General features: G+C 57.3%; 15 protein-coding genes. 9 read left to right on the top strand and 6 right to left on the bottom strand.

Going from position 1 to position 25,073, the window contains the following annotated elements; genetic code table 11:
* Positions 1-134: 134 nt before the first annotated feature.
* From AABC73_RS23400 to AABC73_RS23425, 6 genes are read left to right on the top strand one after another with little or no spacing between them, the layout of a single operon-like run.
* Positions 135-860: an RDD family protein gene (locus AABC73_RS23400; RefSeq protein ID WP_341521165.1), complete on the top strand. Its 726-nt coding sequence runs from the start codon at positions 135-137 to the stop codon at positions 858-860.
* Positions 857-1,837 (top strand): stage II sporulation protein M, encoded by a 981-nt coding sequence (locus AABC73_RS23405; RefSeq protein WP_341521166.1) that lies wholly within the window; start codon positions 857-859, stop codon positions 1,835-1,837. Before AABC73_RS23400 ends, AABC73_RS23405 begins: the two co-directional genes overlap by 4 nt.
* The gene (locus AABC73_RS23410) at positions 1,824-3,413 is read left to right on the top strand and encodes a DUF4129 domain-containing protein (protein ID WP_341521167.1); all 1,590 of its coding nucleotides are present in this window, start codon (positions 1,824-1,826) and stop codon (positions 3,411-3,413) included. Before AABC73_RS23405 ends, AABC73_RS23410 begins: the two co-directional genes overlap by 14 nt.
* Positions 3,410-4,627, top strand: a complete 1,218-nt coding sequence (locus AABC73_RS23415) for a DUF4350 domain-containing protein (protein ID WP_341521168.1) — start codon at positions 3,410-3,412, stop codon at positions 4,625-4,627. The genes AABC73_RS23410 and AABC73_RS23415 overlap by 4 nt, the downstream gene beginning before the upstream one ends.
* Complete coding sequence (locus tag AABC73_RS23420) at positions 4,624-5,685, top strand: MoxR family ATPase (protein ID WP_341521169.1); 1,062 nt, start codon at positions 4,624-4,626, stop codon at positions 5,683-5,685. The genes AABC73_RS23415 and AABC73_RS23420 overlap by 4 nt, the downstream gene beginning before the upstream one ends.
* 8 nt (positions 5,686-5,693) lie before the next feature.
* Complete coding sequence (locus tag AABC73_RS23425) at positions 5,694-7,025, top strand: DUF58 domain-containing protein (protein ID WP_341524316.1); 1,332 nt, start codon at positions 5,694-5,696, stop codon at positions 7,023-7,025.
* A 53-nt stretch (positions 7,026-7,078) separates the two neighbouring features.
* Here the strand turns inward: AABC73_RS23425 and AABC73_RS23430 are convergent, their stop codons facing one another.
* Both AABC73_RS23430 and AABC73_RS23435 read right to left on the bottom strand, forming a co-directional pair.
* On the bottom strand, positions 7,079-7,438 hold the full coding sequence (locus tag AABC73_RS23430) for a PilZ domain-containing protein (RefSeq protein ID WP_020293030.1): 360 nt from the start codon (positions 7,436-7,438) through the stop codon (positions 7,079-7,081).
* Positions 7,439-7,694: 256 nt separating this feature from the next.
* The gene (locus AABC73_RS23435) at positions 7,695-8,069 is read right to left on the bottom strand and encodes a tetratricopeptide repeat protein (RefSeq protein ID WP_341521170.1); all 375 of its coding nucleotides are present in this window, start codon (positions 8,067-8,069) and stop codon (positions 7,695-7,697) included.
* Positions 8,070-8,245: 176 nt separating this feature from the next.
* Between AABC73_RS23435 and pyk the strand changes: the two genes are divergently transcribed.
* Both pyk and AABC73_RS23445 read left to right on the top strand, forming a co-directional pair.
* Positions 8,246-9,697, top strand: coding sequence for a pyruvate kinase (gene pyk, locus AABC73_RS23440; protein WP_341521171.1), 1,452 nt, complete (start codon positions 8,246-8,248; stop codon positions 9,695-9,697).
* Positions 9,698-9,952: 255 nt separating this feature from the next.
* A complete protein-coding gene (locus AABC73_RS23445) occupies positions 9,953-11,224 on the top strand; it encodes a hypothetical protein (protein WP_341521172.1) in 1,272 nt (423 codons plus the stop codon).
* Between the two features lie 39 nt (positions 11,225-11,263).
* Here AABC73_RS23445 and AABC73_RS23450 read toward each other — a convergent pair whose 3' ends face one another.
* The gene (locus AABC73_RS23450; protein WP_341521173.1) at positions 11,264-12,202 is read right to left on the bottom strand and encodes an iron-sulfur-binding ferredoxin reductase; all 939 of its coding nucleotides are present in this window, start codon (positions 12,200-12,202) and stop codon (positions 11,264-11,266) included.
* The gene (locus AABC73_RS23455) at positions 12,195-13,256 is read right to left on the bottom strand and encodes a GGDEF domain-containing protein (RefSeq protein ID WP_341521174.1); all 1,062 of its coding nucleotides are present in this window, start codon (positions 13,254-13,256) and stop codon (positions 12,195-12,197) included. The genes AABC73_RS23450 and AABC73_RS23455 overlap by 8 nt, the downstream gene beginning before the upstream one ends.
* A gap of 432 nt (positions 13,257-13,688) precedes the next feature.
* Between AABC73_RS23455 and AABC73_RS23460 the strand changes: the two genes are divergently transcribed.
* Positions 13,689-15,212, top strand: coding sequence for a fumarate hydratase (locus tag AABC73_RS23460; RefSeq protein ID WP_341521175.1), 1,524 nt, complete (start codon positions 13,689-13,691; stop codon positions 15,210-15,212).
* Between the two features lie 148 nt (positions 15,213-15,360).
* Here AABC73_RS23460 and AABC73_RS23465 read toward each other — a convergent pair whose 3' ends face one another.
* Both AABC73_RS23465 and AABC73_RS23470 read right to left on the bottom strand, forming a co-directional pair.
* Positions 15,361-19,968 carry a neuraminidase-like domain-containing protein gene (locus AABC73_RS23465; RefSeq protein WP_341521176.1) on the bottom strand — a complete coding sequence of 1,536 codons (4,608 nt, stop codon included), beginning with the start codon at positions 19,966-19,968 and terminating at the stop codon, positions 15,361-15,363.
* Positions 19,969-19,993: 25 nt separating this feature from the next.
* Positions 19,994-24,859, bottom strand: coding sequence for a Tc toxin subunit A (locus tag AABC73_RS23470; protein ID WP_341521177.1), 4,866 nt, complete (start codon positions 24,857-24,859; stop codon positions 19,994-19,996).
* Positions 24,860-25,073: the final 214 nt, after the last annotated feature.

The following is a 25,073-nucleotide window of genomic DNA, read 5'->3' on the forward strand; positions in this document are numbered from 1 at the left end:
TCGAAACCATTTCTTACAACCGCCGCTCTCAGAGTTCAGTTGCTTAGCATCCCTGCCGTGGCTAGTCTTGCTGGCTAGCTCGCGCCGAACCGGCAATAACTCCAGCATCACACTCAGGTGCCTCGTCCCCGACAATGCCAACCCCGCACGTTTTGCCAAGGAACGCACCGCCACCCGCGCCACTGGATACCCGCACCCGAATCGAAACCCCGGAAGGTATCGATTTGATCATGCGCCCGGCCGGTCTGGTGCCGCGGGCGATTGCTTTTACCATCGACTTCGCCATCCGCGCCCTGGTCATGGCAATCCTGTTCGTGCTGTTCAGCTTCTTCGACAAGTTCGGCATGGGCCTGAGCGCCATGGCGCTGTTCCTCGTCACCTGGTGGTACATGGTGCTGTTCGAAGTGCTGAATCAGGGCCGCACGCCCGGCAAGCACCTCATGGGCCTGCGGGTCATTCATGATGACGGCACGCCCATCGGCTGGACTTCCTCGCTGATCCGCAACCTGCTGCGCTTCGTCGACATGCTGCCTGTCGGCTACAGCATCGGCGCCATAAGTTGCCTGCAACACCCGCAATTCAAGCGACTCGGCGATCTTGCCGCCGGAACATTGGTGGTCTATCGCGACATGCCGCTGCTACGCCCTGACCTGCCTTTAGCTGAACCGGTGATCGCACCATTCGTGTTGAGCCTGGAAGAGCAGCGCGCGCTTCTCGGTTTCGCGGAACGACAGGCGGATCTGTCACCCGAGCGCGCCCGCGAACTGGCTTCGATTCTTGCCCAGCCGCTGCATGTGCACCCCGAGCAAGCGGTGGTTCATCTCAACGGGATCGCACGCGGCCTGCTGGGTCCGACATGAAACAGAGCCTCTTCGAAAGCCGTCACCAGCCTGACTGGCAGCTGTTCAGCGAACAGCTGGACGCCCTTGAAAATGGCAAAGCCGATGCGGCCACGAGCCGTAGTTTTCCCAGCGATTACCGGCGCATCTGTCATCAACTGGCCCTTGCCCAGGAACGCGGCTACAGCAGTCACCTGATCGATCCGCTGCAGCAACTGGCCATGCGTGGCCATCAGCAGCTCTATCGCCATCGCAGCGCTGTCGGCATGCAGGTTCTGAGTTTCATATTGGCCGGCTTTCCCCGCCTGGTGCGTGCCGAATGGCGATTCGTGTGGATTGCCGGGGTACTGTTTTTCGGCAGCCTGATCGGCATGGCCCTGCTGGTGCATGGTTTTCCCGATCTGGTGTACAGCGTGATCGATGCCCAGCAGGTCGCCGAAATGGAAAGCATGTACGACCCCACGGCACGGCGGATCGGCCAGGTACTGGAACGTGAATCCAGCGACGACTGGATGATGTTCGGCTACTACATCATGCATAACATCGGCATCGCCTTTCAGACCTATGCAACCGGATTGCTGTTCGGGCTCGGCAGTCTGTTCTTCCTGTTTTTCAACGGCCTGATGATCGGCGCCGTTGCCGGGCATCTGACCGGCATCGGCTACGGCCAGACGTTCTGGTCGTTCGTTGTCGGCCATGGCGCCTTTGAGCTGACGGCCATTGCCCTGGCGGGCGCTGCGGGCTTGAAGCTGGGCTGGTCATTACTGGCTCCCGGCCGCCTGACCCGTGGCGAAGCGCTGCGACGTGCGGCGCAAAAAAGCCTGCAACTGGTGTATGGCGTGATTCTGTTTCTGCTGATCGCCGCATTCATAGAAGCTTATTGGTCGTCGATGGTCTGGCCCGGTCCGGCGGTTAAATACGCGGTCGGCGCGGCCCTCTGGGCGCTGGTGATCAGCTATCTGGTTTTCGCCGGACGAATTGCCCATGCGCCTGACTGACGCCAGCGTGGCGATTCGGCCACGTAATCCCTGGGAAGCCATTGATCTGGGCGTACTGCTGGCTCAGGAGCACCGCAACCTGTTGATGGCCAGCTGGGCCATTGTGACCTTGCCGGTTTTCGCCCTGCTGAGTCTGGTGTTCTGGGACTATCCAACCCTGGCAATCGTGCTGTTCTGGTGGTTGAAGCCGGTCTTCGAACCCTTGCCTCTGCTGATTCTGTCCCAGGCATTGTTCGGCCCGGCACCGACCCTGAAAGGCGCTTTGCAGGCGTGGCTGCGCCTGCTGAAACCGCAACTGCTGGCCAGCATCACCTGGCGCCGATTCAGTCTCGCCCGCAGCTTCACCCTGCCCGTGCAACAACTGGAAAACCTGGCGGGCGCGCAACGCAGTTTGCGTATCGGCCTGCTCAACCAGAAAGACCTGCGTGCCGCGCGCTGCCTGACCCTGGTGGGCAGTGCGCTGGAGCTGTGCCTGTGGATCGCAATGGGCATCCTGTTTTACGCGCTGATCCCGCAACAGATCGAAATCGATTGGAGCTGGCGCACCCTTGTGGATATCGAAGGCAGCTGGAATTGGCTGGAGCACCTGACCAACGCTTTTTATGCGCTGGTCTTGATTGTCTGGGGGCCGATCTACGTTGCCTGCGGCTTCACGCTTTATCTGAACCGCCGCACCGCCCTGGAAGCATGGGACATCGAGTTGGTCCTGCGGCGCCTGCGCCAGCGACTGATCGGCAGCGCTTATGTGCTGATCATCGGTGCCGGGGTAATCCTGACGACGCTGGCGCCCCCGGCTTGGGCGGCGCAAGCGGATTTGAGCTGCCCTGTTCCGCTCCAGGAAGAACACGCCTTTCGCAAGCATGAAGCCGGGCCCAATATGGCGCGCCTGACCCACCAGCCTTTGTCCAGCGAAGCTGCGCGCCAGCAAATCAAGGCGCTGCTGGAGCAGCCGCCGTTCAAGAACCCCAAAGCTGTCTCGGGTTGGCGATTTGCCGAAGACAAGCCGGCACCCAACACAACCAAGGCCGAGCACAGAACCAACCCGCAGCTCAAATGGCTGGCCTGGTTGTTCAATGCCGCCAGCGTTGCGTCCGAAATTATCAAAGTGCTGCTATGGGGCGCGGTCATTGCCTTGATCGGTCTGGTGATCTGGCGCTATAGAAGCTGGTTCAGCACGCTGGTCAATCGCAAGGCACCCAAAGCGCACGTGATTCGCAGCACTCCGCAGCAGATGTTCGGGCTCAAGGTCGGGGCGCAAAGCCTGCCCGACGATGTCGCGGGCAGCGCCGAAAAACTGTGGCCGAACCAACCCCGCGAAGCGCTCGGCCTGCTGTATCGGGCGCTGCTCAGCCGCTTGCTCACTGACTATCGGCTGCCGCTGAAAAGCGCCGATACCGAAGGTGAGGTGCTGGAACATGTGGCGCAGCTGAATCAACAACCGTTGCATGACTTCAGCCTCAACCTGACCCGGCACTGGCAGAACCTCGCTTACGGCCATCAGCTCCCACCCGCCCATGTCGGGCAGGAACTCTGCGACAGCTGGCGCGAGCTGTTCAAGACCGGGGCGCATCGATGAGCCGTAACAGAACCCTGCTGATCGCGCTGCTGGCGCTGCTGGCCTTGGGACTTGTCGGCCTGTACCTCGTCAAACACCTTGAGCGCTACGAAGAAACCGTTGACCAAGGGCCGTCCCCGGAAGTGCGCGCCAATCCTTATCTGGCTGCCGAAAACTTCCTGAAACAGCGCGCGATTCCCGTGCAGCTCAGCGACACACCCGGCAATCTGCCGGCGCCGGCTCAGCTGCCACAGACGCTGATGCTCCTCGACAGCCGGGAAAACATGACGCCCGGTCAGGTCGACAAGCTGCTGCGCTGGGTTCGTGCTGGCGGGCGGCTGCTGTTTGTTGCCGAACAGCTGTGGAACGAGAAGAAAGGCCGCAGCGGCGACGCGTTGCTGGACCGTCTGCAAATCCATCAATTGCTGACTACGGAGCTGCACGAACAGGAACGGCAACAGGATGATGAGCGGTTCAAACCAGTCATCCCGTTGCTCGCCCCGACTCACAAGGCGCCCGCCATACCCTGGCCCGAACTCACGCGTTTGTATGTCGAAAACGATGAAGCTCCGGCGTACATGAGTTTTGATACCAGCTTCCACCTCGAGGACCCGCTTGATCAGGCGCAGTCTTGGGCCAACAGCGCTGCCGCCACACACATGCTGCAAATGGCTTATGGCGAAGGGCTGATTACCGTGGTCACCGATGCCGACCTGTGGAAAAACCGCGCCATCGCCAAGTACGACAATGCGTGGCTGCTCTGGTATCTGACCCAGGGTAGCGAGGTCACCATGGTGGTTCGCACGCAGCACGACAATCTGTTCAGCCTGCTGCTGCGGCATTTCCCTCTGGCGCTGACCACTTTGGCGCTGTTGACCGGCTTCGCGTTGTGGCATGCCGGGACACGTTATGGCCCACTGCAGGTTCCAGCGGGACGGGCGCGTCGACAGTTGACCGAGCACTTGCGGGCCAGCGCCGATTTCCTTCGTCGGCGCAGCGGCCAGCAAGCGCTATTGCGAAGTTTGCAGCTGGATATCCTGCGCCGTGCAAGGCAACGTCATCCAGGCTTCGAAACCCTGGGAGTGACCGATCAGTGGCAAGTGCTGTCGCGTCTCACCCGCCAACCGACCAGCGCCATCAGCCAGGCCTTGCGCCCACGGCCCGTGCAGCGAATGTCGAATGCTGATTTCACCCGTCAGGTGGCCCACCTGCAAATCCTCAGGAATGCCTTATGAGCGATCAACCGACCCATCCGTCGAACCACAGCGAACCTGTTGTCGATTTCACTCTTGATCCGGTGATCGAACCTGCGGCCGCCGTCAGCAACCAGACGCAGCAGCGACAACGCGCCAGTCATCTCGCCCAGGCCCTGCGCAATGAACTGCAAAAAGCCGTGATCGGCCAGAGCGCAGTCGTCGACGATGTATTGACCGCCCTGATTGGCGCAGGCCATGTGCTGATCGAGGGTGTGCCGGGACTTGGCAAGACCTTGCTGGTGCGCGCCCTGGCCCGCTGCATTGGCGCCGACTTCGCGCGTATCCAGTTCACCCCCGACCTGATGCCCAGCGATGTCACCGGCCATGCCGTGTACGACATGCAGACCGAACAGTTCAAGCTGCGCAAGGGACCGCTGTTCACCAATCTGCTGCTGGCCGACGAAATCAACCGGGCTCCGGCCAAGACCCAGGCCGCGCTGCTCGAAGCCATGCAGGAACGTCAGGTCACGCTCGAAGGTCGGGCGTTGCCCATCGCCCAGCCATTCATGGTGCTGGCGACCCAGAACCCGATTGAACAGGAAGGCACTTATCCACTGCCCGAAGCCGAGCTGGATCGCTTCATGCTCAAGCTGCGCATGGACTACCCCGATATTGCCGAAGAGCTGAACATGGTCCGGCAGGTCACCCGTTCGACCCGCGCCGACATGCTCGACGTGCAGCCACTGCGGGTGATCCTGCAGGCCAAGGAAGTTCAGGTTCTGCAGCGCATCGCCAGCGAATTGCCACTGGATGAACAGGTGCTCGATTATGCCGTGCGTCTGGCACGCGCCACTCGCACATGGCCCGGCCTGACGCTGGGCGCAGGTCCACGAGCTTCCATCGCACTGGTGCGCGGCGGTCGCGCCCGGGCTTTGCTGCGCGGCGGCGAGTTCGTGATTCCCGACGACATAAAAGGCTGCGCCCTGGCGGTATTACGTCACCGGGTGCGACTGTCCCCAGACCTGGATATCGAAGGCCTTTCCGTGGATCAGGTGTTGCGGCAAATGCTCGATCAGGTCCCGGCGCCGCGCCTGTGAAGCAGATGCTGAAACCGTCTGTCACCTTGCTCTTCTGGCTGGCGGGTCTGTCAGCCGTAGCCGTGGTGCTGGGGATTCTTTCGGCATTGAGTCTCGACGTGCCCCAGCAAATCGGCACGCTGTACTGGGCATTGCTCGCGGCCATGCTGTTGCTGGCGCTGCTGGATGCCTGGCGCCTGAAACGTTTGCCGTCGCCGGACGTGCAACGCCATCTGCCTGGCAGTCTGGCCCTGGGCCGTTGGAGCGAGGTACGCCTGGACCTGAGTCACAATTACCCTTCAGCCTTGGCCATCGCTGTTTTCGATCACCCTCCCGCTGGCCTGGACTTCGAACATCAGCCGCAGTCCGTGACGTTGCAACCCGGCGTGAACAACCAGATCGGTTACCGCCTGCGTCCCTTGCAACGCGGGCTATTCAACTTTGAACGCTGCGAGATCAGCCTGCCCAGCCCGATAGGGTTCTGGACCGTGCGTCGCTGCCTGACGTTACCGGGCACGACTCGGGTCTATCCGGACTTCGCCCGTCTGTATGGCGGGCAATTATTGGCTGTGGACAACTGGCTCAGCCAGCTCGGTGTGCGTCAGCGGCAGCGTCGAGGGCTGGGCCTGGAATTCAATCAACTGCGCGAGTTTCGTGAAGGCGACAGCTTGCGCCAGATTGACTGGAAAGCCACCGCCCGGCAGCGCACGCCGATTGCCCGGGAATATCAGGACGAGCGCGACCAGCAGATCATGTTCATGCTCGATTGCGGACGCCGCATGCGCAGCCAGGATGGTGACCTTTCCCACTTCGATCACGCCCTCAATGCCGCCTTGCTGCTCAGTTATGTCGCTCTGCGCCAGGGCGATGCCGTGGGTTTCTCGACGTTCGCAAGCGAGCAGAACCGCTATCTGGCACCGGTCAAAGGTCCTGACCAGCTGAACGTGCTGCTCAATACCGTCTACGACCTTGCCAGCACCCAGCGTCCAGCCGACTACAGCGCTGGCGCACGCCAGTTGCTGGCCAGACAAAAGCGTCGGGCACTGGTGGTCCTGATGACCAATCTGCGTGATGAAGAAGACGACGAATTGCTGACAGCGGTCAAACAGCTTGGGCAGCGTCATCGGGTTCTGGTGGTCAGCTTGCGTGAGGAGGCTCTGGATAACTTGCGACAAGCGCCGGTCCAGACGCTGGAAGAAGCGCTGACCTACTGTGGAACCGTCGACTTCCTGAATGCCCGTGCGGGCTTGCTTGACCGCTTGAGCGCCCACGGCGTGCAGGTCCTGGATTCACGTCCGGGACAACTGGGGGCGGAACTGGTCAGCCGCTATTTAAGCTGGAAAAAAGCCGGGACGCTTTAATTGCACAGCAAAGTCGCGCGAGCTGGCGAAGAACGCCAGCTCGTTGGTGGGTCTCAGGCTGAAGCTTCCAGCGGATAAAAACTGAAGTACTGGCGCAGCGCACCAATCAGTTCAATGTATTCATCCGGCGCGTCCTGCACCTTGAATCCCGAGTCGTAACTCCCTGGGGTTTCATCTTCATGACACCAGAGACACGTCGCTACAACGTCCAGGGTCTTTTGAAGGCCTCGCTCACCGGGTACTGCCAGACGCAGATGGAAATCGGCGCCCACCAGCACCGGCAGATCGCTGATCAGCATCAGTCCTTGCTCGGAAACATTACCCAGGCAACCGATCGGCTTTTTCGTGTACCGATTGACCACTTGCAGGTAATAAGGCAATTGATGCCGTTCGATTCGTCGTTCTTTTAACATGGTCAGTCGCCGTCATAGACCATTTAGCATGGCCACGCTAATGCCTTTATGGTGTTGCATCCCTGACCTGAGCCTGACTACGGTCAAATGCTTCAAGGTGTTATCTGCGGGGAACGTGCCTGTGACTGACCGGCAGTCACAGAAGTCACGTCACTCAAGCATTAACCACTCTACCTGAGCGCCCACTACGAAGAGCCTAGCGCAAACACGCCGATCGGCCACCCAAAAACGATACCGTCCATCCAATCGGGTGTATCTACCGTGAAGCAGGGTACGTTTTGACCTGCACCCGAACCGGGTAATGCCCTAGCTGTTGCAGCGTATCCAGACGCGCCTGGGCGCGGAAAGCATATTCGTTATTGGGGTACTGGCTGATGATAAAGCGGTAAGTCTGGGCCGCATCGACAAACAGTTTCTGCCGTTCGAGGCACTGTCCGCGCAGCATGGAAACCTCCGGTTGTACATATCGCCGGGCCCGGCTCTGCCGATCAACCTTGGACAGGTCGAGCATTACGCTTTCGCAATCGCCGCGATCATAAGCACGGTAAGCGCTGTTCAGATTGGAATTCATTGACCAACGGGTGCAGCCGCTGATTGCAGCCATCAATACTAAAATCATCACGATTCGCATGGGAGTCTCCTGTGCTCTGCAATGTATCGACCTGATCACGGATTTCTTCAAGCCTTGAGACAACCGATTGTCTACTGATTGCCCTGTCCGCCGGCAACGAGGTAGTGCAAAGGAACAATGACTACAGAGCAAGACAGTAGTAGCCTCTCGCTGCGCTTCATTTAAGGAGTTTGTGCATGACCGTACGCCGTACCAAAATCGTCGCCACCCTTGGCCCTGCCAGTAACTCGCCGGAAATCATCGAACAACTGATCCTCTCGGGTCTGGACGTTGCTCGTCTGAACTTTTCCCACGGTACCCCGGATGAGCACAAGGCTCGCGCCAAGCTGATTCGCGAAATCGCTGCCAAGCACGGGCGCTTCGTCGCACTGCTGGGGGACCTGCAAGGTCCGAAAATTCGTATCGCCAAGTTCACCAACAAGCGAATCGAGCTGAAGGTCGGTGACAAGTTCACCTTCTCCACCGCTCACCCGCTGACGGACGGCACCCAGGAAATCGTCGGTATCGATTACCCCGACCTGGTCAAGGATTGCGGCGTTGGCGACGAGCTGTTGCTCGACGACGGACGCGTGGTCATGCGCGTCGATACCCAGACAGCCAACGAGCTGCATTGCACCGTGTTGATCGGTGGTCCGCTCTCGGATCACAAAGGTATCAACCGTCGCGGCGGTGGCCTGACGGCGCCGGCCCTGACTGAAAAAGACAAGCTGGACATCAAGCTCGCGGCAGAAATGGAGCTGGATTACCTGGCTGTTTCCTTCCCGCGCGACGCCGCTGACATGGAATACGCCCGCAAGCTGCGTGACGAATCCGGCGGTACTGCCTGGTTGGTCGCGAAGATCGAACGCGCTGAAGCCGTGGCCAACGACGAAGTACTCGATGCCCTGATCCGCGCCAGCGATGCAGTCATGGTTGCCCGTGGCGACCTGGGTGTAGAAATCGGCGACGCGGAACTGGTCGGTATCCAGAAGAAAATCATCTTGCACGCACGTCGCCATAACAAGGCGGTCATCGTTGCCACGCAAATGATGGAATCGATGATCTCCAGCCCGATGCCGACGCGCGCCGAAGTGTCCGACGTGGCCAACGCCGTGCTCGACTACACCGACGCCGTGATGCTGTCCGCTGAAAGCGCCGCTGGCTCGTACCCGATCGAAGCCGTACAGGCCATGGCGCGCATCTGCGTCGGCGCTGAAAAGCACCCGACCGGCAAGACCTCCAGCCACCGCATCGGACATAAATTCACCCGTTGTGACGAAAGCATCGCGCTGGCGGCCATGTACACGGCCAACCACTTCCCGGATGTGAAAGCGATCATCGCGCTGACCGAAAGTGGCTACACGCCGCTGATCATGTCGCGTATCCGTTCCTCTGTGCCGATCTACGCGTTCTCCCCGCACCGCGAAACCCAGGCCCGCGCTGCCATGTTCCGTGGCGTCTACACCGTGCCTTTCGACCCGGCAGCCCTGCCACCGGGCCAGGTCAGCCAGGCCGCGGTCGACGAACTGCTCAAACGCGGTCTGGTCGAGAAAGGCGATTGGGTGATCCTGACCAAAGGTGACAGCTATCACACCATTGGCGGCACCAACGGCATGAAACTGCTGCACGTTGGCGACCCATTGGTCTAAGACTGCACACGCAACACCCAAAGCCCCGGCTCGCGAGAGTCGGGGCTTTTTTGTAGCTGTCCGTTAGAGATAGCCATTAGCCTCCTGTCACTTTTGACAGCTTATTGAGCACTGGTTTTGGGTGCAGAGTATCTACGGCACTGCCACCAGGCCTTTTCATTTCGTAAGGCCTATGAACTTTGGCGTGCACGCCTTGAAAGCTCCGCCGGGATCTGATTATGGATAAGGAAGCTTTTAACTATCAGGAGATATGAAATGGTTATCAACACAGAGCACAGAGTTGCGCCGGGTGACGTCGACATCAGCTTCGGGGACGGAGGAAAAAAGATCCTGTCTTTTCCTGGCGGCAACTTTGTTTCGGTCTGGGGCATGGCGTTGACCCCGGACGGAAAAATACTGGCCGTCGGTTCGACGAATACCAACAGCTTTATCATCGGTCGCCTGACCGAAGATGGGGCAATTGACACTGCCTTTGGCAACGGCGGTGCGCTGACAGGGCAGTTTCTGGGTTTCTCGTCAGTAGGAAGATCCATCCATAGCCTGAACGACGGCAAACTATTGGTTACCGGTACGCATATCGCCAGCGACCAGATTTTACCGGCGGCGAGCCGCTTGCTGTCCGACGGGAACTTTGATCCAACGTTCGGGGAAGGTGGCAGCTTTGTTTTTCCACCGCCTGCCAAGTCCACTGATATCGCTGTCACCCATCGCGTCAAAACCGGCGGCAGTGCGAGTACCCAAAGTGTCATTCTCCCCGACGGTAAAATCCTCATCGGTCACTCTCTGGACGACTACGGCCTGTTGATTCGGCTGACGGCAGACGGCGTTCTGGATACCAGTTTTAATGGCACAGGCTATGCAACCGTCCGTTACCCTCATGGCGAGACGTTGATTACGCACGTGAGCTCTTTCAGGGTCACTGCCACGGGTGAAGTCATTGTGTGCGGGCAGGCACAACTGGCAAACAATCGGTTCTTGGGGATGTTGGCCCGTTATGGCGCAGATGGCCGGCCAGATCGAAGCTTTGGTTCGCAAGACTCAGGTTTTATTGGGCTAGAGCCTGCAGGGCGTGTGTTAAGAGTGGATGACCTGGTTGTCGACGCAAGTGGCAGCATTGTATGCGTCGGCACTCTCGGCCTATTGGGCGGACAACAAGCAGCCATTACCTTTGGCAGAATGGCCGATGGCAGCCCGGACCCGGTTTTCAACAATGGTGAAATAACCGAGCTTGACTTACCTGTGTGGAGTGAATGGTATTCGGCAGCTATGTCGCCGCTTGCCAATACGGTTCTCATGACCGGTATTACCTTTGACGAAACTTACGTCAACCAAGGGGTAATCGTCGGCCGTTACCTGAAAACGGGCCAACTGGACAAGAACTTCGGCAGAGGCAAAGGGTGTGTCTTTCTCGATCCAGGCCAGGAACCGCGCCTGATAGTGCAAGACGAGAGCAACGTGCTTATCTGTTGCATATTGCGCTTACCCGGCCCCATTAAAGAAGTTGTCGTGATGCGCCTTTTGAACTGAAAACAGCCATCAACCAAGGCCCGAACTGCTCAACGGGGCTTATTCGCGCCCCAGAAACACATCTGCCAACACCTGATTGCGCGGCAAGCCCGCCAGATACAAGCGCTTGGAAAACCCTTCGACGCTGGCCGGGCTGCCGCATACCAAGGCCATGGTCCGCCGGGACAGCAGGCGTAAATCAGCCAGCGCTTCAGGCAAGTCGTGAGGCGTTGTGAGTTGTACGCGCAGACTGGAATGCTGCGCCGCCAGCTCGGCAAGCGGCCCGACCAGATAATGTTCACTGTCGTCGCGGGCCAGATGCACCAGGCGGATCGGCCCTTGATGCTCTTGCCGCAATGCCTCGCGCAATACACCCCACAACGGACCGAGCCCGGTGCCCGCCGCCAGCAGCAAAAGCGGCCGGTCCTGCCAGTCTGGATCGTATTGCAACGCCCCGCCGCGCAGTTCGCCGAGGCCGACGGTATCGCCTGCCTTCAGTTGCCGGGCGACATCAATGAACGCGCCTGACTGGTGGCAATCGAGGTGAAATTCCAGAAAAGGATCTTCGCCCGGCACACTCGCCAATGAGTAAGGCCGGGCGACACCGCTGGCCGTCCAGAGCACCAGATGCTGACCGGCGCGATAGCGCAAAGGCCGCTCAGGTTCCAGACGCAAACGTAGTACTGAAGGACTGAGCCAGTCACAGCCCGCCACGCGAGCAGGAACCCCGTCGCGCAGTGGATCGAAAGCCTGGACCGTCAGGTTTTCCACGACCCGACACTGACACGCCAGACGCCAGCCTTGCTGACGCTTGCCCGCATCCAGTGCTTCGGGAAGCGCATCCAGTGGTTCGCCTTCGGAGCAGCGCACCAGACAGGCATGGCAGCTGCCCGCCCGACAGCTATAGGGAACGCGCATTCCGGCCTGATTAAGGGCATCGAGCAGATTGCTGCCCGCTGCGACCGGCCATTGCCGGTCGCCGACGCGCAAGTCAGGCATCAACGGATTCCCAGGCCGCCACGCAGCGGTTACGGCCACTGCGCTTGGCCAGATACAACGCCTGGTCCGCGCGATGCAGGCCGTCGTCAATGTTGTCGCCCCAGCGCAGCAGGGTCATGCCAACAGACAAACTTAGGCTGGCATCGGGCAAATCATTGAGCTGAACCCGCGCAAAGGCCTCGCGCACGCGCTCGCAGCAGTCGATCAGTTGTTGCTCGGTGCAGTGAGGAATCAACAGCACGAATTCTTCTCCGCCATAGCGCGCCAGCACGTCAGTGTCTCGCAGGCAGTCTTCGGCATGGGCGGCGAAAGCCTGTAGCACCTGGTCACCTGCGGCATGCCCGTAGCTGTCATTAATGCGTTTGAAATGGTCAAGATCGATCAGCGCCAGCCCGTGAAATGCATAGCCATCAAGCAGAGCAAGCTCGCGAGTGGCCATACGCAAGAAGTGACGACGATTGTACAGGTTGGTCAGTTCATCAGTCGCGGCCAGTTCTTCAAGTTGCAGCATCATGCCGCGCAAGGTGTCCTGATGCGCCTGCAAGGCGTACCGACGTTGGCGCATGCGCATGCGTTGGGTGTGTACGTAGCTGGCAAAAAGGCTAAGCCAGAGCAGCATGACGAACAAGGCACTCAATTGCAGCAGCGCAGTGGCCGGGTGGGCCATCTGCCCTTGGGAAAACTCCCAGGCGTTGATCGCACAGAAGCTGACCAGCACCAGCGCCGCACAGCGCGCAAAGACAATCGGCGTCAGCTGAAACAGCCCGAACAGCAGAATGGGGGCGTACAGAATCAAAAACGCGCCTCGGGCCGTATCCAGATAGGAAATCAACCAGGTCAGCCAAACCAAGGCCATCAGCACCTGGAACTCGGTCAGGCTTGCATCCTGAAAACGCTGATTGAACCGACTGAGGAAAACCCAGAACAGCGCAAACTGACTCAACACCACCAAAGCACTGCCGATGATCGCTACATGAAGCGGTTGATGAAGCTCTCCAGCATAGATCGCCAGCCAGGTAAGCGACATGACGATCAAATAGGTCGCTGCGGCCATCCCAAAACGTTTTAAAAAGAGGGACTGCGTGGTTGGAGAGATGACTCTCCCGCTCATTGTGCTCAAAAGGATTCCTTCCCATAGTCGCACCAAGCCCAAACCTTAGCCTTGGATCCAAAAGTTGACTAGCTGTAAAGTTAAATACGTTCAATTATGTTCAATTGCAACCGCCACAAATCAGCCCAAGGCCGCTAAAACCGGCGACTGCGAAGCATTCGCTTGCAGCCCGCGGGCTCGCTGCTGCCAAGACAAGCCCGCAGTATGACAATAGACTCTTGTTAACCGATGGATGGACCTGCGCAACCAGCGGGTTATACTGCCGCGCCTTTTTGCGCCAGCCGAAGTAGCCGTAACAACGCTGATACAACAGCCGCGTTTTGTAGTATTCGGTACACATTTGAATGTTCCCGTCCCAACAGAGGAGCGCGCCCCATGACCGTGATCAAGCAAGACGACCTGATTCAAAGTGTCGCCGATGCCCTGCAATTCATTTCCTACTACCACCCGGTAGATTTCATTCAGGCCATGCACGAAGCGTATCTGCGTGAAGAGTCGCCAGCTGCTCGCGACTCCATGGCTCAGATCCTGATCAATTCGCGCATGTGCGCGACCGGTCATCGCCCGATCTGCCAGGACACCGGCATCGTCACCGTGTTCGTTCGCGTGGGCATGGATGTGCGCTGGACCGGCGCCACCATGAGCCTGGATGACATGATCAACGAAGGCGTGCGCCGCGCCTATAACCTGCCGGAAAACATCCTGCGCGCTTCGATCCTGGCCGACCCGGCCGGCGCTCGCAAGAACACCAAGGACAACACCCCGGCCGTTATCCATTACTCCATCGTCCCGGGTAACACCGTGGAAGTGGACGTCGCAGCCAAGGGCGGCGGTTCGGAAAACAAGTCGAAGATGGCGATGCTCAACCCGTCCGACTCGATCGTCGACTGGGTATTGAAAACCGTACCGACCATGGGTGCCGGTTGGTGCCCGCCGGGCATGCTCGGCATCGGCATCGGCGGCACTGCCGAGAAGGCTGCGGTGATGGCCAAGGAAGTGTTGATGGAATCCATCGACATTCACGAGCTGAAACTGCGCGGCCCGTCCAATCGTATCGAAGAGATGCGCCTGGAGCTGTTCGAGAAGGTCAACCAGCTGGGCATCGGCGCTCAAGGCCTTGGCGGCCTGACCACCGTGCTCGACGTGAAGATAATGGATTACCCGACCCACGCCGCTTCGTTGCCGGTGTGCATGATCCCTAACTGCGCCGCCACCCGGCACACGCATTTCGTGCTGGACGGCAGCGGCCCGGTCGCTCAGGAAGCACCGCCGCTGGACGCCTACCCGGAAATAGTCTGGGAAGCCGGCCCGTCGGCACGCCGCGTCGACCTCGACACCTTGACCCCGGAAGACGTACAGAGCTGGAAGCCGGGCGAAACCGTTTTGCTCAACGGCAAGATGCTTACCGGTCGTGACGCTGCGCACAAACGCATGGTCGAAATGCTCAACAAGGGCGAAACCCTGCCGGTCGACCTCAAAGGTCGCTTCATCTACTACGTCGGCCCGGTTGATCCGGTACGCGAAGAAGTGGTTGGCCCGGCTGGACCGACCACCGCAACGCGGATGGACAAATTCACCCGGCAGATCCTAGATCAGACCGGCTTGCTGGGCATGATCGGCAAATCCGAGCGCGGCCCGACCGCGATCGAAGCGATCAAGGACTACAAGGCCGTGTACCTCATGGCAGTCGGCGGCGCGGCTTATCTGGTGGCGCAGGCCATCAAGAAGTCCCGCGTCGTCGCCTTCGCCGAACTGGGCATGGAAGCGATCTACGAGTTCGAGGTCAAGGACATGCCGGTCACGGTCGCCGTGGACAGCAACGGTGAATCCGTGCACATCACCGGCCCGCAGATCTGGCAGAAGAAGATCAGCGAAAGTCTGGCGGTTGAAGTGCAGTAAGGCAGTCACACCGCAGTTCGCAGCGGGACGCGTAGTTGCAAGCCCGCTCCCACAGGGCTCCATGCAGTTCTTATGGGAGCGGGCTCGCCTGCGAATGGGGAACCGCAGTCATCCAGAAAAATAACTGTCGGACGCGCCCCGGAAAACGTCAGGCTTCAGGCAGCGTAATGCGCCTTGCGGTCTCTTCGCCCTCCTCCACCGTAGCTACCAGCGTTTCTACTTCCGATGCGAATACTTTACCGCCATCCACCGCGAAATAGCGCACATGCAGAATGATGTCAGTCAGCGAGTCGAGAATTGCCATCTGCCGCCCGGATGCGTGACGCGGAAAACTTAAGGTCCAGCGCGAAACGGCACCTGTGCCTTCGAACGGAAAGTAACGCTCGTCACCAAAATCCAGAATGAACATACCGTCATCATCGATGCCGCCGGAAATACCTATTTGCTGATTGGCCCTGGGATTAAATACGATGTGGGTGGGGTCTACGATTTCGTCTTCTTCCTGTGGCAACTCGCCGGCCTCTTTATAGAGGTAACGCACACCCGCGATCTGTGGTTTCAACAGCGCGCTGCTCGATTGCTGAGTCAGCATGACGCGCATGTCCTCATACGGTCCCAGTACGGCGGGTATCGATACCGAAACCCGTACCAACTGACGGAGGTAGTGACCGGGATAATCCTTGTCGAACAATGAGGACTTCAGATCGAAGGCAATCTCACCCTTGCCTTTCAGCTCATTTAGTACACCTTCCCAGCCTGTCGCAAGCGCAACGCCGTCTTGAGCGTCCGTGCCGGGGTCGTAATCCTTGAGCAGAGCTTTCAAGGAAAGGGTTTTAGTCAGTTCCAGCCTGCGCTCGTGGCGGGAGAGAAATGCCGACTCCATCTGCATCAACCCCAGCTTCAAGGTTTCTCCAGCGGTCAACCCATGGCGATTGTCGGCCCAGGCAGTGGTGGAAATGAACCGCGTATCACGATCACCGATTTCGTATTGCCAACACGCTTCGGTGCTCAGACACATGGACAACACTACATCGTAGGCTTGGAAGTACAAGGTCGACATCTGACTAAGCAGCCACTGGTACAAAGCCGGCCCTACGGCGCGATTTTTAAGGAAGCTGTAATAAACCTGGGCTTGCTCCTGCGCTTTGGCCGCTTGTTCAAGGCTGGTTTTAGCCGCAGTGATGACGATGTCCTGCACCTCAAGCTGCAGTTTGATAGCCTCTAGCTCTTGCTCGGCCTGGCGGGCCAGGAATTGCCACTCGACACGGCGACGACGGTATTGCTCGCTGATCAAGGTTTGTTCTGCCTCCCTTATGAGGAGAGCGGCGGCCCCATGGGCTATGGCCGCGCCAGCAAAGACAAACCCCGCTGGCCGCGCACCGCCGCTGGAAGTCCCGTAAATCGTTGGAGCCGCGCCGTCCACGGCATGGGCAATTACAGTCATGACATCCGCTGCTAATTCCAAATACTTCGAACCACTCTGCTTATCCTGGGCCTTTTTTTCCGCCGAACTGACATCCTCATTCACCAATTTATCGTAATACACTTTACGCGCCTCAATCGCGACCTGACTGCCCCCCAGTGCCGCCCGCGAAGCCACTGCCTGCTCGATCATCTGGACCTGCAGGGTCTCGGCGAACGAGGATAACTCCAGCACGTGAGACTGCTGCAGTTCCTCTTGGTCGGCGCGATCCCGCAGCTCCATGTAGCCGCGTACTTGCTCGCCATAGCGGATCAATGTCTCAACCGCATTCTGCACCCGCGGCAGCATGGCCCGGAATCGATACGGTGGGATGATCGCCAGCGAGCCCAGACGACGCTGACCACTGCCGCCGCCCGCCGCCTGAGCTCGCAAGAGGTCAAAAGGATTCGCCGCAGGGGCATACAACGGCAGCGACATTGTCTTGCCATCCAGTGTCAGATTGTGGCGCAGGTTATACAGCCGCAATGCCAGACGATCCCAGAGATCAAGCAACTGGACGTTGACCGACAGGCGGAACCATGGCGCATCGAGCAAGCGTAGCCAGGGCCTACCTTCGGCGCGGCTCGGTATGTCATGCTCCAGCCACTTGAGCCCGGAAGCTTCAAAGTTGGCAAACAAGCCGTCGTCATAAGCGGCCGCATCCTCCAGCATCATCGGCGTCCAACGGCTAATGCTGCGACCCTTGGACAGTGGCCCCAACAACGAGGCCGCACGGATATAGAACAATTGCGCCTGGGTGAGGGTGTCGCGAGTCAACTGCCGATAGAGCATGTCGCCGTGGGCAATCAGGTTATTCAGATAAAAGACGAAAATTGCTTTGCGGTAATGCGACGGCGCACCATAGGCAATGGCATCAGGATCGCCCAGCCCGCCCCATTCGTAAGTTGGGTCATCATCGCAGGTCAGTGGGCGACTGACCCAGTAGGGGTGATTCGCCACAGGTGGTGGGTATAACGGCGCTATGCGTTCCAGAGGATTGAACAGATAGTGCAACCAGGTTTCCGCGCCCAAATAGTCGAACTCAGTGTGCAGCCGGTGCGCAATCAGATGCGGCACATGGAAGAACAGCTCCCAGAAATAGCGGCCGTTGGCACCTTTGAAGTCCAAGGGAAGCCACGGTGAATTCGTAGGTATGGGAACTGGCGGTTCTGATGTGTGTTGAGCCTCCCAACTCAAGATGTTTTTCAGCGAAAGCTCAGCTCTTTTTACCAATTCTTTGGCAAAGGTGGTGTTCAAACGAACATACCGCAAGGATCCCAACCCGAGCGCGGTAACATCAAGAAATTGCCCCCCCTCAGATGTGCTGACAATAAGCGGAACCGGAGTTGGCTTTGGTATTCTGGTGATATTGTATTGGTTATAGCCCAATCCGGAATTTTTGGCTCCGCCGAACCGTCGGACTGCAACCATAGATTCGTCCGTCCAGTTAGTGTTTACCAATGGTGTTTTGGCGGCACCATTGAGCGTCAACCTATAGGGCGTCTCGGGATCCGAGTCCCATATACCAAAATAGCGAGTAGACGGAAGTACTGTTTCCCGATAATAGTTTAGCTCATCAGCCATCACTAAATCCCCCCCGGGCATGTCCAGCACGAAACCAGCCCCTTTTTTAGCCATATCATTAGTCAATGATGGAAAATCAGCAGGAGTAATCGGCAAAATTATAAACGCTCGATATAAAGACGTATAGCCGGGCTCAAAAAATAGCGTCTCGAAATCAGAAGTATCGAAATTCGCAATCAACGATCCATCCCAATATAATCCACCTATCGCATTTGATGGCAGGAGAGAATTTGAGTACTGACCGCGAAACGATACCTCCAGAACAAAGCTGGTGTGATCGCCGTTCACGGCAGTAGTGTAATAACCCCCCTGTACAACTCTGGAACTTACAAGAAACAAGGAAAACTCACTGCGCTCATACCGTAACGCCGTGCAAACACCCCGAACCTCTAACGAACATCCCTCTTCCGAAGTGTGTAATTTAGCCGTAAGCTCAAGAGACTGATTCAACCCCCCATCCGGAATGTCATTATCAGCACTTCCGCCAGTGTCCCAGATAACATTATCCAAAATCCATTCATTATCCCCATTACCGTACTTCCCCAGCAACGGAAATTGCGCACGCGCCGGATCCCCACCCAACATGGCCGCTGCAATACCGTATAACTGCGTCATCTCACTGGTGGGTAACGTTATCTTGTTAAACATCCTGCCGAACACCAGCAGGAATTGTTCAGGCTCGGCTGGAATCACTTGCACCGCCTGCTCCTGCCTGAACTGAAAGCATACTATCAAGCGTGGCTCCCCGGAAAAACGAGCATCCATGGACGCCACCAGAGTAAAACGGCCTGTGAGCACACCTTGCTCATTATATTGATCGCCCAAATCCTGCCTTTCGGTCAAACCTTCGTAAATAAGCGTTGCGGATGACCACATGTTCGATATTTTTTTAAAGGCCATTTTCGCCCGGTAATAATGCTTGCCGGTCTTCGCACCGCTGTCGTCTACTTCGGTCGGCCCCAACTCGACCCAAATAATATGCAATCTTCCGTCCATCACGACTGGGCGCACATGGGTCACTTTGGCATCGAAAGCCACGTCGATGCTTTGCCACTCCGTCCAGGCCGAAGGCATGACCTGAGTACTGTCTTCCTGCAGGTCGATTTTTGCCTTACGCCAATAATAAGAAAACGGTTCGACACTCTGTCGCCCGAAAAAATAATAATCAGCCTGTCTAAAATCCGCACCATCGATATAACAGGCGACCACTTGCAGATTGCTAACCAACTCAAAACTGTCCAGATAGGTCTTCAACGCCATTTGTACGGTATTTTCACTGATCCGGCTTTGCCCTAGTTCGGCTTCAAATGCCTGGAACTGACTGGTCTTGCCCAGACGTAGCGTCGGGTCGATATAGTTCTCCGGATAGTCTTCGATCATCTGGTAGCCGGCCCAGACACTGTATTCACTCATGCCTTCACGCCACAGCCGCAAACGTTCCTCATCAAACCCCTGCGCATACCCCGGCTCCATGCCGTTGTAGATCGCGTTGATGTACTGCTGAATGCTGGCAATACCCTGCGCGACGCGACTGGTCTCGACCGCGCCGCTGACCTGATTATCGATCAGCAGGTATTCGTAGAGATCGTCTGGTGTGGTTAGACTCAGCGGCGCTGCCGTTGCGTCCGAAGGAACAATTTGGCCGAGATAATACGCAACGAGTGCGTCTCGGCGCTGTTCCTCTAGTTCGGGGATTATTCCATTATCCATGATCAAGGCCTCCATCCCTACTTCGCTAAATCCCATGTTCGAATGGCAAAAGCACAATACGCTCGTTTACACGTAACAATTCTACGCTCACAATATCTCCAGCACCCAGGGGCTCCGAGAAATCAAACACAACCGTCCCCGCCATCCATAGAACAGGCTCCTCAAACCGCCCCATGCAAGTTAAATCTCGACTAACAACTCTAGCAACAGGCCGCGCATTTCTTACATCCACCATTGAATCGACATCACCTATACTGACAGAGTACCTGCCTAAAAATAGCCCTTCTTGGGAGGAGCCCCCTCCCCTAAACACACGCCCTATATGGAAAGTCAGGGCCCTCTCAACTCCATATCTACTCCTCAGAAATATAGTGTGATCGGTAAACCATGGCAGCGTAACTTCCATCTCAAACTCAGTCGCCCCCACGGCTGAGAGGTGCTCCCCGCCCGGCGTGATCTTCATGACATTAGTATTATTATTGTGAATACTAAACGGCACGCCTGAAATGTCATTACCTCCAGTATCGACAGCCGAAACAGTTAAAGTATACGACCCTGGCATTAATACTTCCGGCACCTCAGGCACATAATTATAACCAGCGCAAACCACCTTAAATGTAAACCTGGCAATTGCAATGACGTTAAACTCGAAACGATGGGAAGTGCCTGAAACAGTAGCCGCTACGACATACTCACCTTGGTCAAATCTGTAATTTACTCTAGCAACGCCATCTCTATCAGACAAAGTAGTAGTTTTCGACCCATCCTCGATGATCCAATCAACTGGAACACCAACAGGTATACCTTCACCCGCGCGCAGCCACACCGACAGTTCTATTGGGTCGGCACTGCCAATCCAGTAGATCTCGCTCGATGCCTCTCCTTTAACGATAGTTACCTCAGGGTAAATAGTTACATTTTCGGTTGACTTGGCAACGATAAGCACATCGGCATATACGGTGACAGTCACCCTCCCCTCTTCGTTTGAAAAAAATCTAGCGCTTGCCTCACCGCCTTCATTCGTAACACTTTCTTGATCAATTAAACCATCATGATCAGCTTCCCAAGTAACGACCGCACCCACTACCGGCGTGCCGTTCAATTCCACCAGACGACAACTAACAACGGTCTCAATACCCACAACAACCGTTTCAACAAATCGGACATACTGAAAATACGGAATACTCAGAAACTCAACAGTTTCATACTCCCAGGTCCTACCGTTCTTGTACTGCGCGATGACTTCGGACACACCTTTCGGGCCACTACGCAGCTCTGCACGGGTCATCCCTTGGGGGTCGGTATACGTTTGATAACGCAAGAATTCACCGAGAGTCGCACCCCACTCAATGGCACGATCAACTCCCCTATTGCCATAGTCATCGACCACCGTGACCGAGAAATAAATCGGTTCAAGCTTGTTGGCAAGAGCTGTCGAAGGCCCATACTCACCATCAATGAGGTGTAAAGAGTCCTCATCACAATCAATCACCACTACTGGCGCCATCAACTTCTCGCCCAGCCCGTAATACGCGACCATATGGGCAATACCCATGACGTTACCGCTTTGCAGGGTATTCGAGGTTTGCCCGTTCTCGTCGGTAATGGTTGTACGCTGATCCAGCTCACCCAGATCAGTCGTCCAGGTGACGGTGACACCGTCTAATGGCTCATCCATGAAGTCTCGCAAGGTAATAGTGTACGTCGCATCATCGCCCTCACGCTGGGCCACCAGATAATCCGGAGTCACGGTGATCACACTGGAATGACTTTGACCGACCTCGCCAACCGCGCTGGCGGGCGGAACTTCGGTCAGGCAACTGAGTGCCAGCTCCGCCGCCTGGCGGTAGCGCTCGGTCGAAGTAGTCGGCGTCAGTTCATGCAGTGCCAACAGGGCGTTGGCGTCCAGACCGGTATGGCGACTGAGCAGGCACACCCGTGCCAACACATCGAAGTCGACTAGGGTAAAGATAACTCCGTCTTTGGGGTTAAGCCGTAGCGCAACCGCCAGCACATCACGTACTCCCCAACGCAGAAAGCCCGCGAGCTTATTGGCGGCGCTGTCACGTATCAGGCGTTTGTCTCCAGGTGTCGCGCCAGCCCAAAGTGTGTTGATCAGACGGAAATAGTCGAGCAACGTATCTTCACTCTGCTCGCTAAGTCGTAGTGCCCTGGCGTATTGCGTCAGAAAGTACAGCGTTTGCAGGGATAACACGGTATCCGTCAGGCCAAACCACTCGGGATGTTGCACATACTGGGTGATCAAAGCAGGGCTCAGCGCCAAGTGATCACAGAGCACGGCCCGCCTAGACAGCGCGTCCAGTACCAACAACACCTCGTCGCCGATGGGCACAGTAGCTGTGGCACCGGAGCCAAAAGCCCCTAACACCTCCAGTAACAATTGATAGCGATTGCCTTCGCTCCAGAACAGCAGGGCCTTGACCAGGTCGGCGGAAGTGTTCAAGTAATCACCGAGGCCCTCCATCAGCAAGGCTTCCTGGGCGCCTCTGGCACGCATGATCATATTGGTGATTTTCGGGTGCAGCTCTTCGACAGGAAGGCCATATCCATCCAGTATGACTCTCACCTCATTGCCGAGCGCCTGTTCAAAACTCTCTTCATTTTCACCGCTCAAATATTTGACCAGCCCTTTGGTGGCCGGTGCCAAGGCCCCGTTATCAATGAAAAGACTCAACGCTTCGAACCAATTGATCGGTTCGCTGAGGTAAACCTGCCTGCCAGTGGCATCGGTATGCAGAGTTTCCGATGAGTCCGGCGCGCCGAGTTGAGCGAAGCTGCTGTCGGTAATCAGTGCCGAGGTCAGCCGCGAGTGCAGCTGCAGCAACAAATTGCGTTCCGCATCGGTAGCCACGGGCTGAGTCAAGGCTGGCAATACCAGATGACATAGTTGGGCCACGCTCCATTGGCAGTCATGTAACCATGCCGCGCAATCCACCAGTGCATGGATTACGCTCAGGGTATCGGTGTTGCTGGAGGCATGATACGAAACGATCCGGGGCACACCGGCGAGTTTCGATACCAATTGACTACCGCCACCATCTAACAGCTCCAGCAGCGCCAAAGCCTCAATAGTACTCAGGCCGATATAACGCGGTAGTTTGACCAGTCGATAAAACGCCGAGCAGACTTCCCGCGACCAGCGCAACGGTTCACCGGCCCAGGCCTGCTCGACGACCCGGGCAACAAAGCGGTATATCTCGTAAGTCAAACCGAGCGCGGCGCACAGATGGTCTATCTTCTGACGGTCAGTCTCATTCGTGGGCGTCACGGTGAAAGGCGTATCGTCGAGGATCAGCGGGATGGAGAACATCGCCTGGCTATTGAACACCCGGTCGAACTGCGATTGCGTCTTGCCCCGCGCATGCACGGACAGCCCGTAGAGCATTACCGAGAAGTCTTGCACCGGAACGTCGTGGCGGCTACGGACGATTTGAAACAAACCCAGCGCACGCAGTGTGTCCTGGCTGATCAGATGCGATGCGGGCGTATCGGCTTGCACTGTGCGCCGGACCACACTGGCTGCGCGCTGCTCGGCTTGGTGCGAGGCGGTCAGCACTTGGTCCAGCTCATCGAAAGGCAGATCCAGCCAGCGCGCCAGACGGATCATCCGGTTCATGCGGTCAAAGCGTTCGTCCGGGCAATTTATCAAACGATGGACCGGCACGCCGTTCTGCTCTGACGATTCGATACTGATTGCCGGGCTTTGCCCGGCATTAATATACACCGAACCGAATGCCGAACCGTCGATCTCGGTTTCCACACCTCGGACGTTGGCCGAGAGCGACGGCGCGTAGGTGCCCACCGACAACAATGAATCGAGCTGGTCAGTGGTCAACCCGGTCCGCAGGCAAAATGTCTGGGTATCGCCCAGTGCGTAACTGTCGACGATACCAAAGTTATCCTTGAAGAAGTCCGTCGTCGAAGATGACAGTGCGCTTTCGATCCTGCCACTTCGGGGATTGATACGACGTACCCTGAGCGCCACCTCGCCAGCTTCGGCCTCCATGACTGAATGCGGTGCTTCCACCAACATCCCCTGTTGCACCGGCCCCAGACCGGTGTCCTGGATCAGCGCAATGTCCGAGAGCAGCGAATGCACACCAGGTTCCTTGAAATAGGGATACGCTGGGTCCGCCGCACGAATCGGATCCCCCGGCAGGCGCTGCTTGCGGTTCAGTACGTAGTTGATCTGGTTCTGATAACGCTCGTACGGCAGCGCTAAGGGATAGCGCGTCTCCAGTAATACATCGTCGACGGACTTGTCGTTGAGGCTGATGCCATCGAGGTAGCTGCGAATCGAGGTGTGCAGAATATCGTTAACCAGCACCAAGGTCGGCTCGACGCGGTTGAGCGCGGTATCGTCCAGCATCAGGTTGGCCAGATCAGGACGCCGGGTAGCCAGCTTAAGGGCACGATCCTGATCAGCGACCTCTTCAACGGCTGCAGCTTCCCGGTACAAGTCAGCCAGATAGGCAATCGGTGACGTGGTGGCTTCGATGGCGTCGGGTGGGCAATGGTTGGCCCAATCGGGGTTAAACATGTCGGTGTAGGTCGGCGCATCGACCAGGCCTTTGATTCCGCTATCGCTACGCACTGCGCGCCGCACTGAGGCGGTCAGTCGCTGCTCACGAAACTGCCGGGCGACCATCGCGGTCATGGCAATCGCCTTGGCGTGCAGGCTACGCGCTTCTGAGATGTGCAGTAGAGGATCAGACTTCAGCAGTTGCGCGATGTTGCTTCTGGCAATACTGAACACCGACGGGAACTGCTCGCTGAGCGCCGCCTGAAGGGCCTCGGGTCGGTTGAGATTTTGCAGCAGTACGGTCAATGCCGAATCCGGTTTGACGGCTTTGTGCGTCTTGCTTGCCATGGCGATGTCTCATCCTGAGAAAGTTGCTCCTGATGCAAGCCAAGCACAAGCTGGCAAATCTGACGCGCACCAGAAGACCAATGGTCATTGGTCACCTAGAACCATCCGCAATAAAAAATATCGTCTTTTGATCTTTCAATTCAAACGTTTGAAAATATTAGATATTTTTAACTTCAACGCGAAAACAATAATCTGAAGACTGGACAACAAGGAA

Source organism: Pseudomonas sp. G.S.17 (genome assembly GCF_038096165.1).
Taxonomy (GTDB): domain Bacteria; phylum Pseudomonadota; class Gammaproteobacteria; order Pseudomonadales; family Pseudomonadaceae; genus Aquipseudomonas.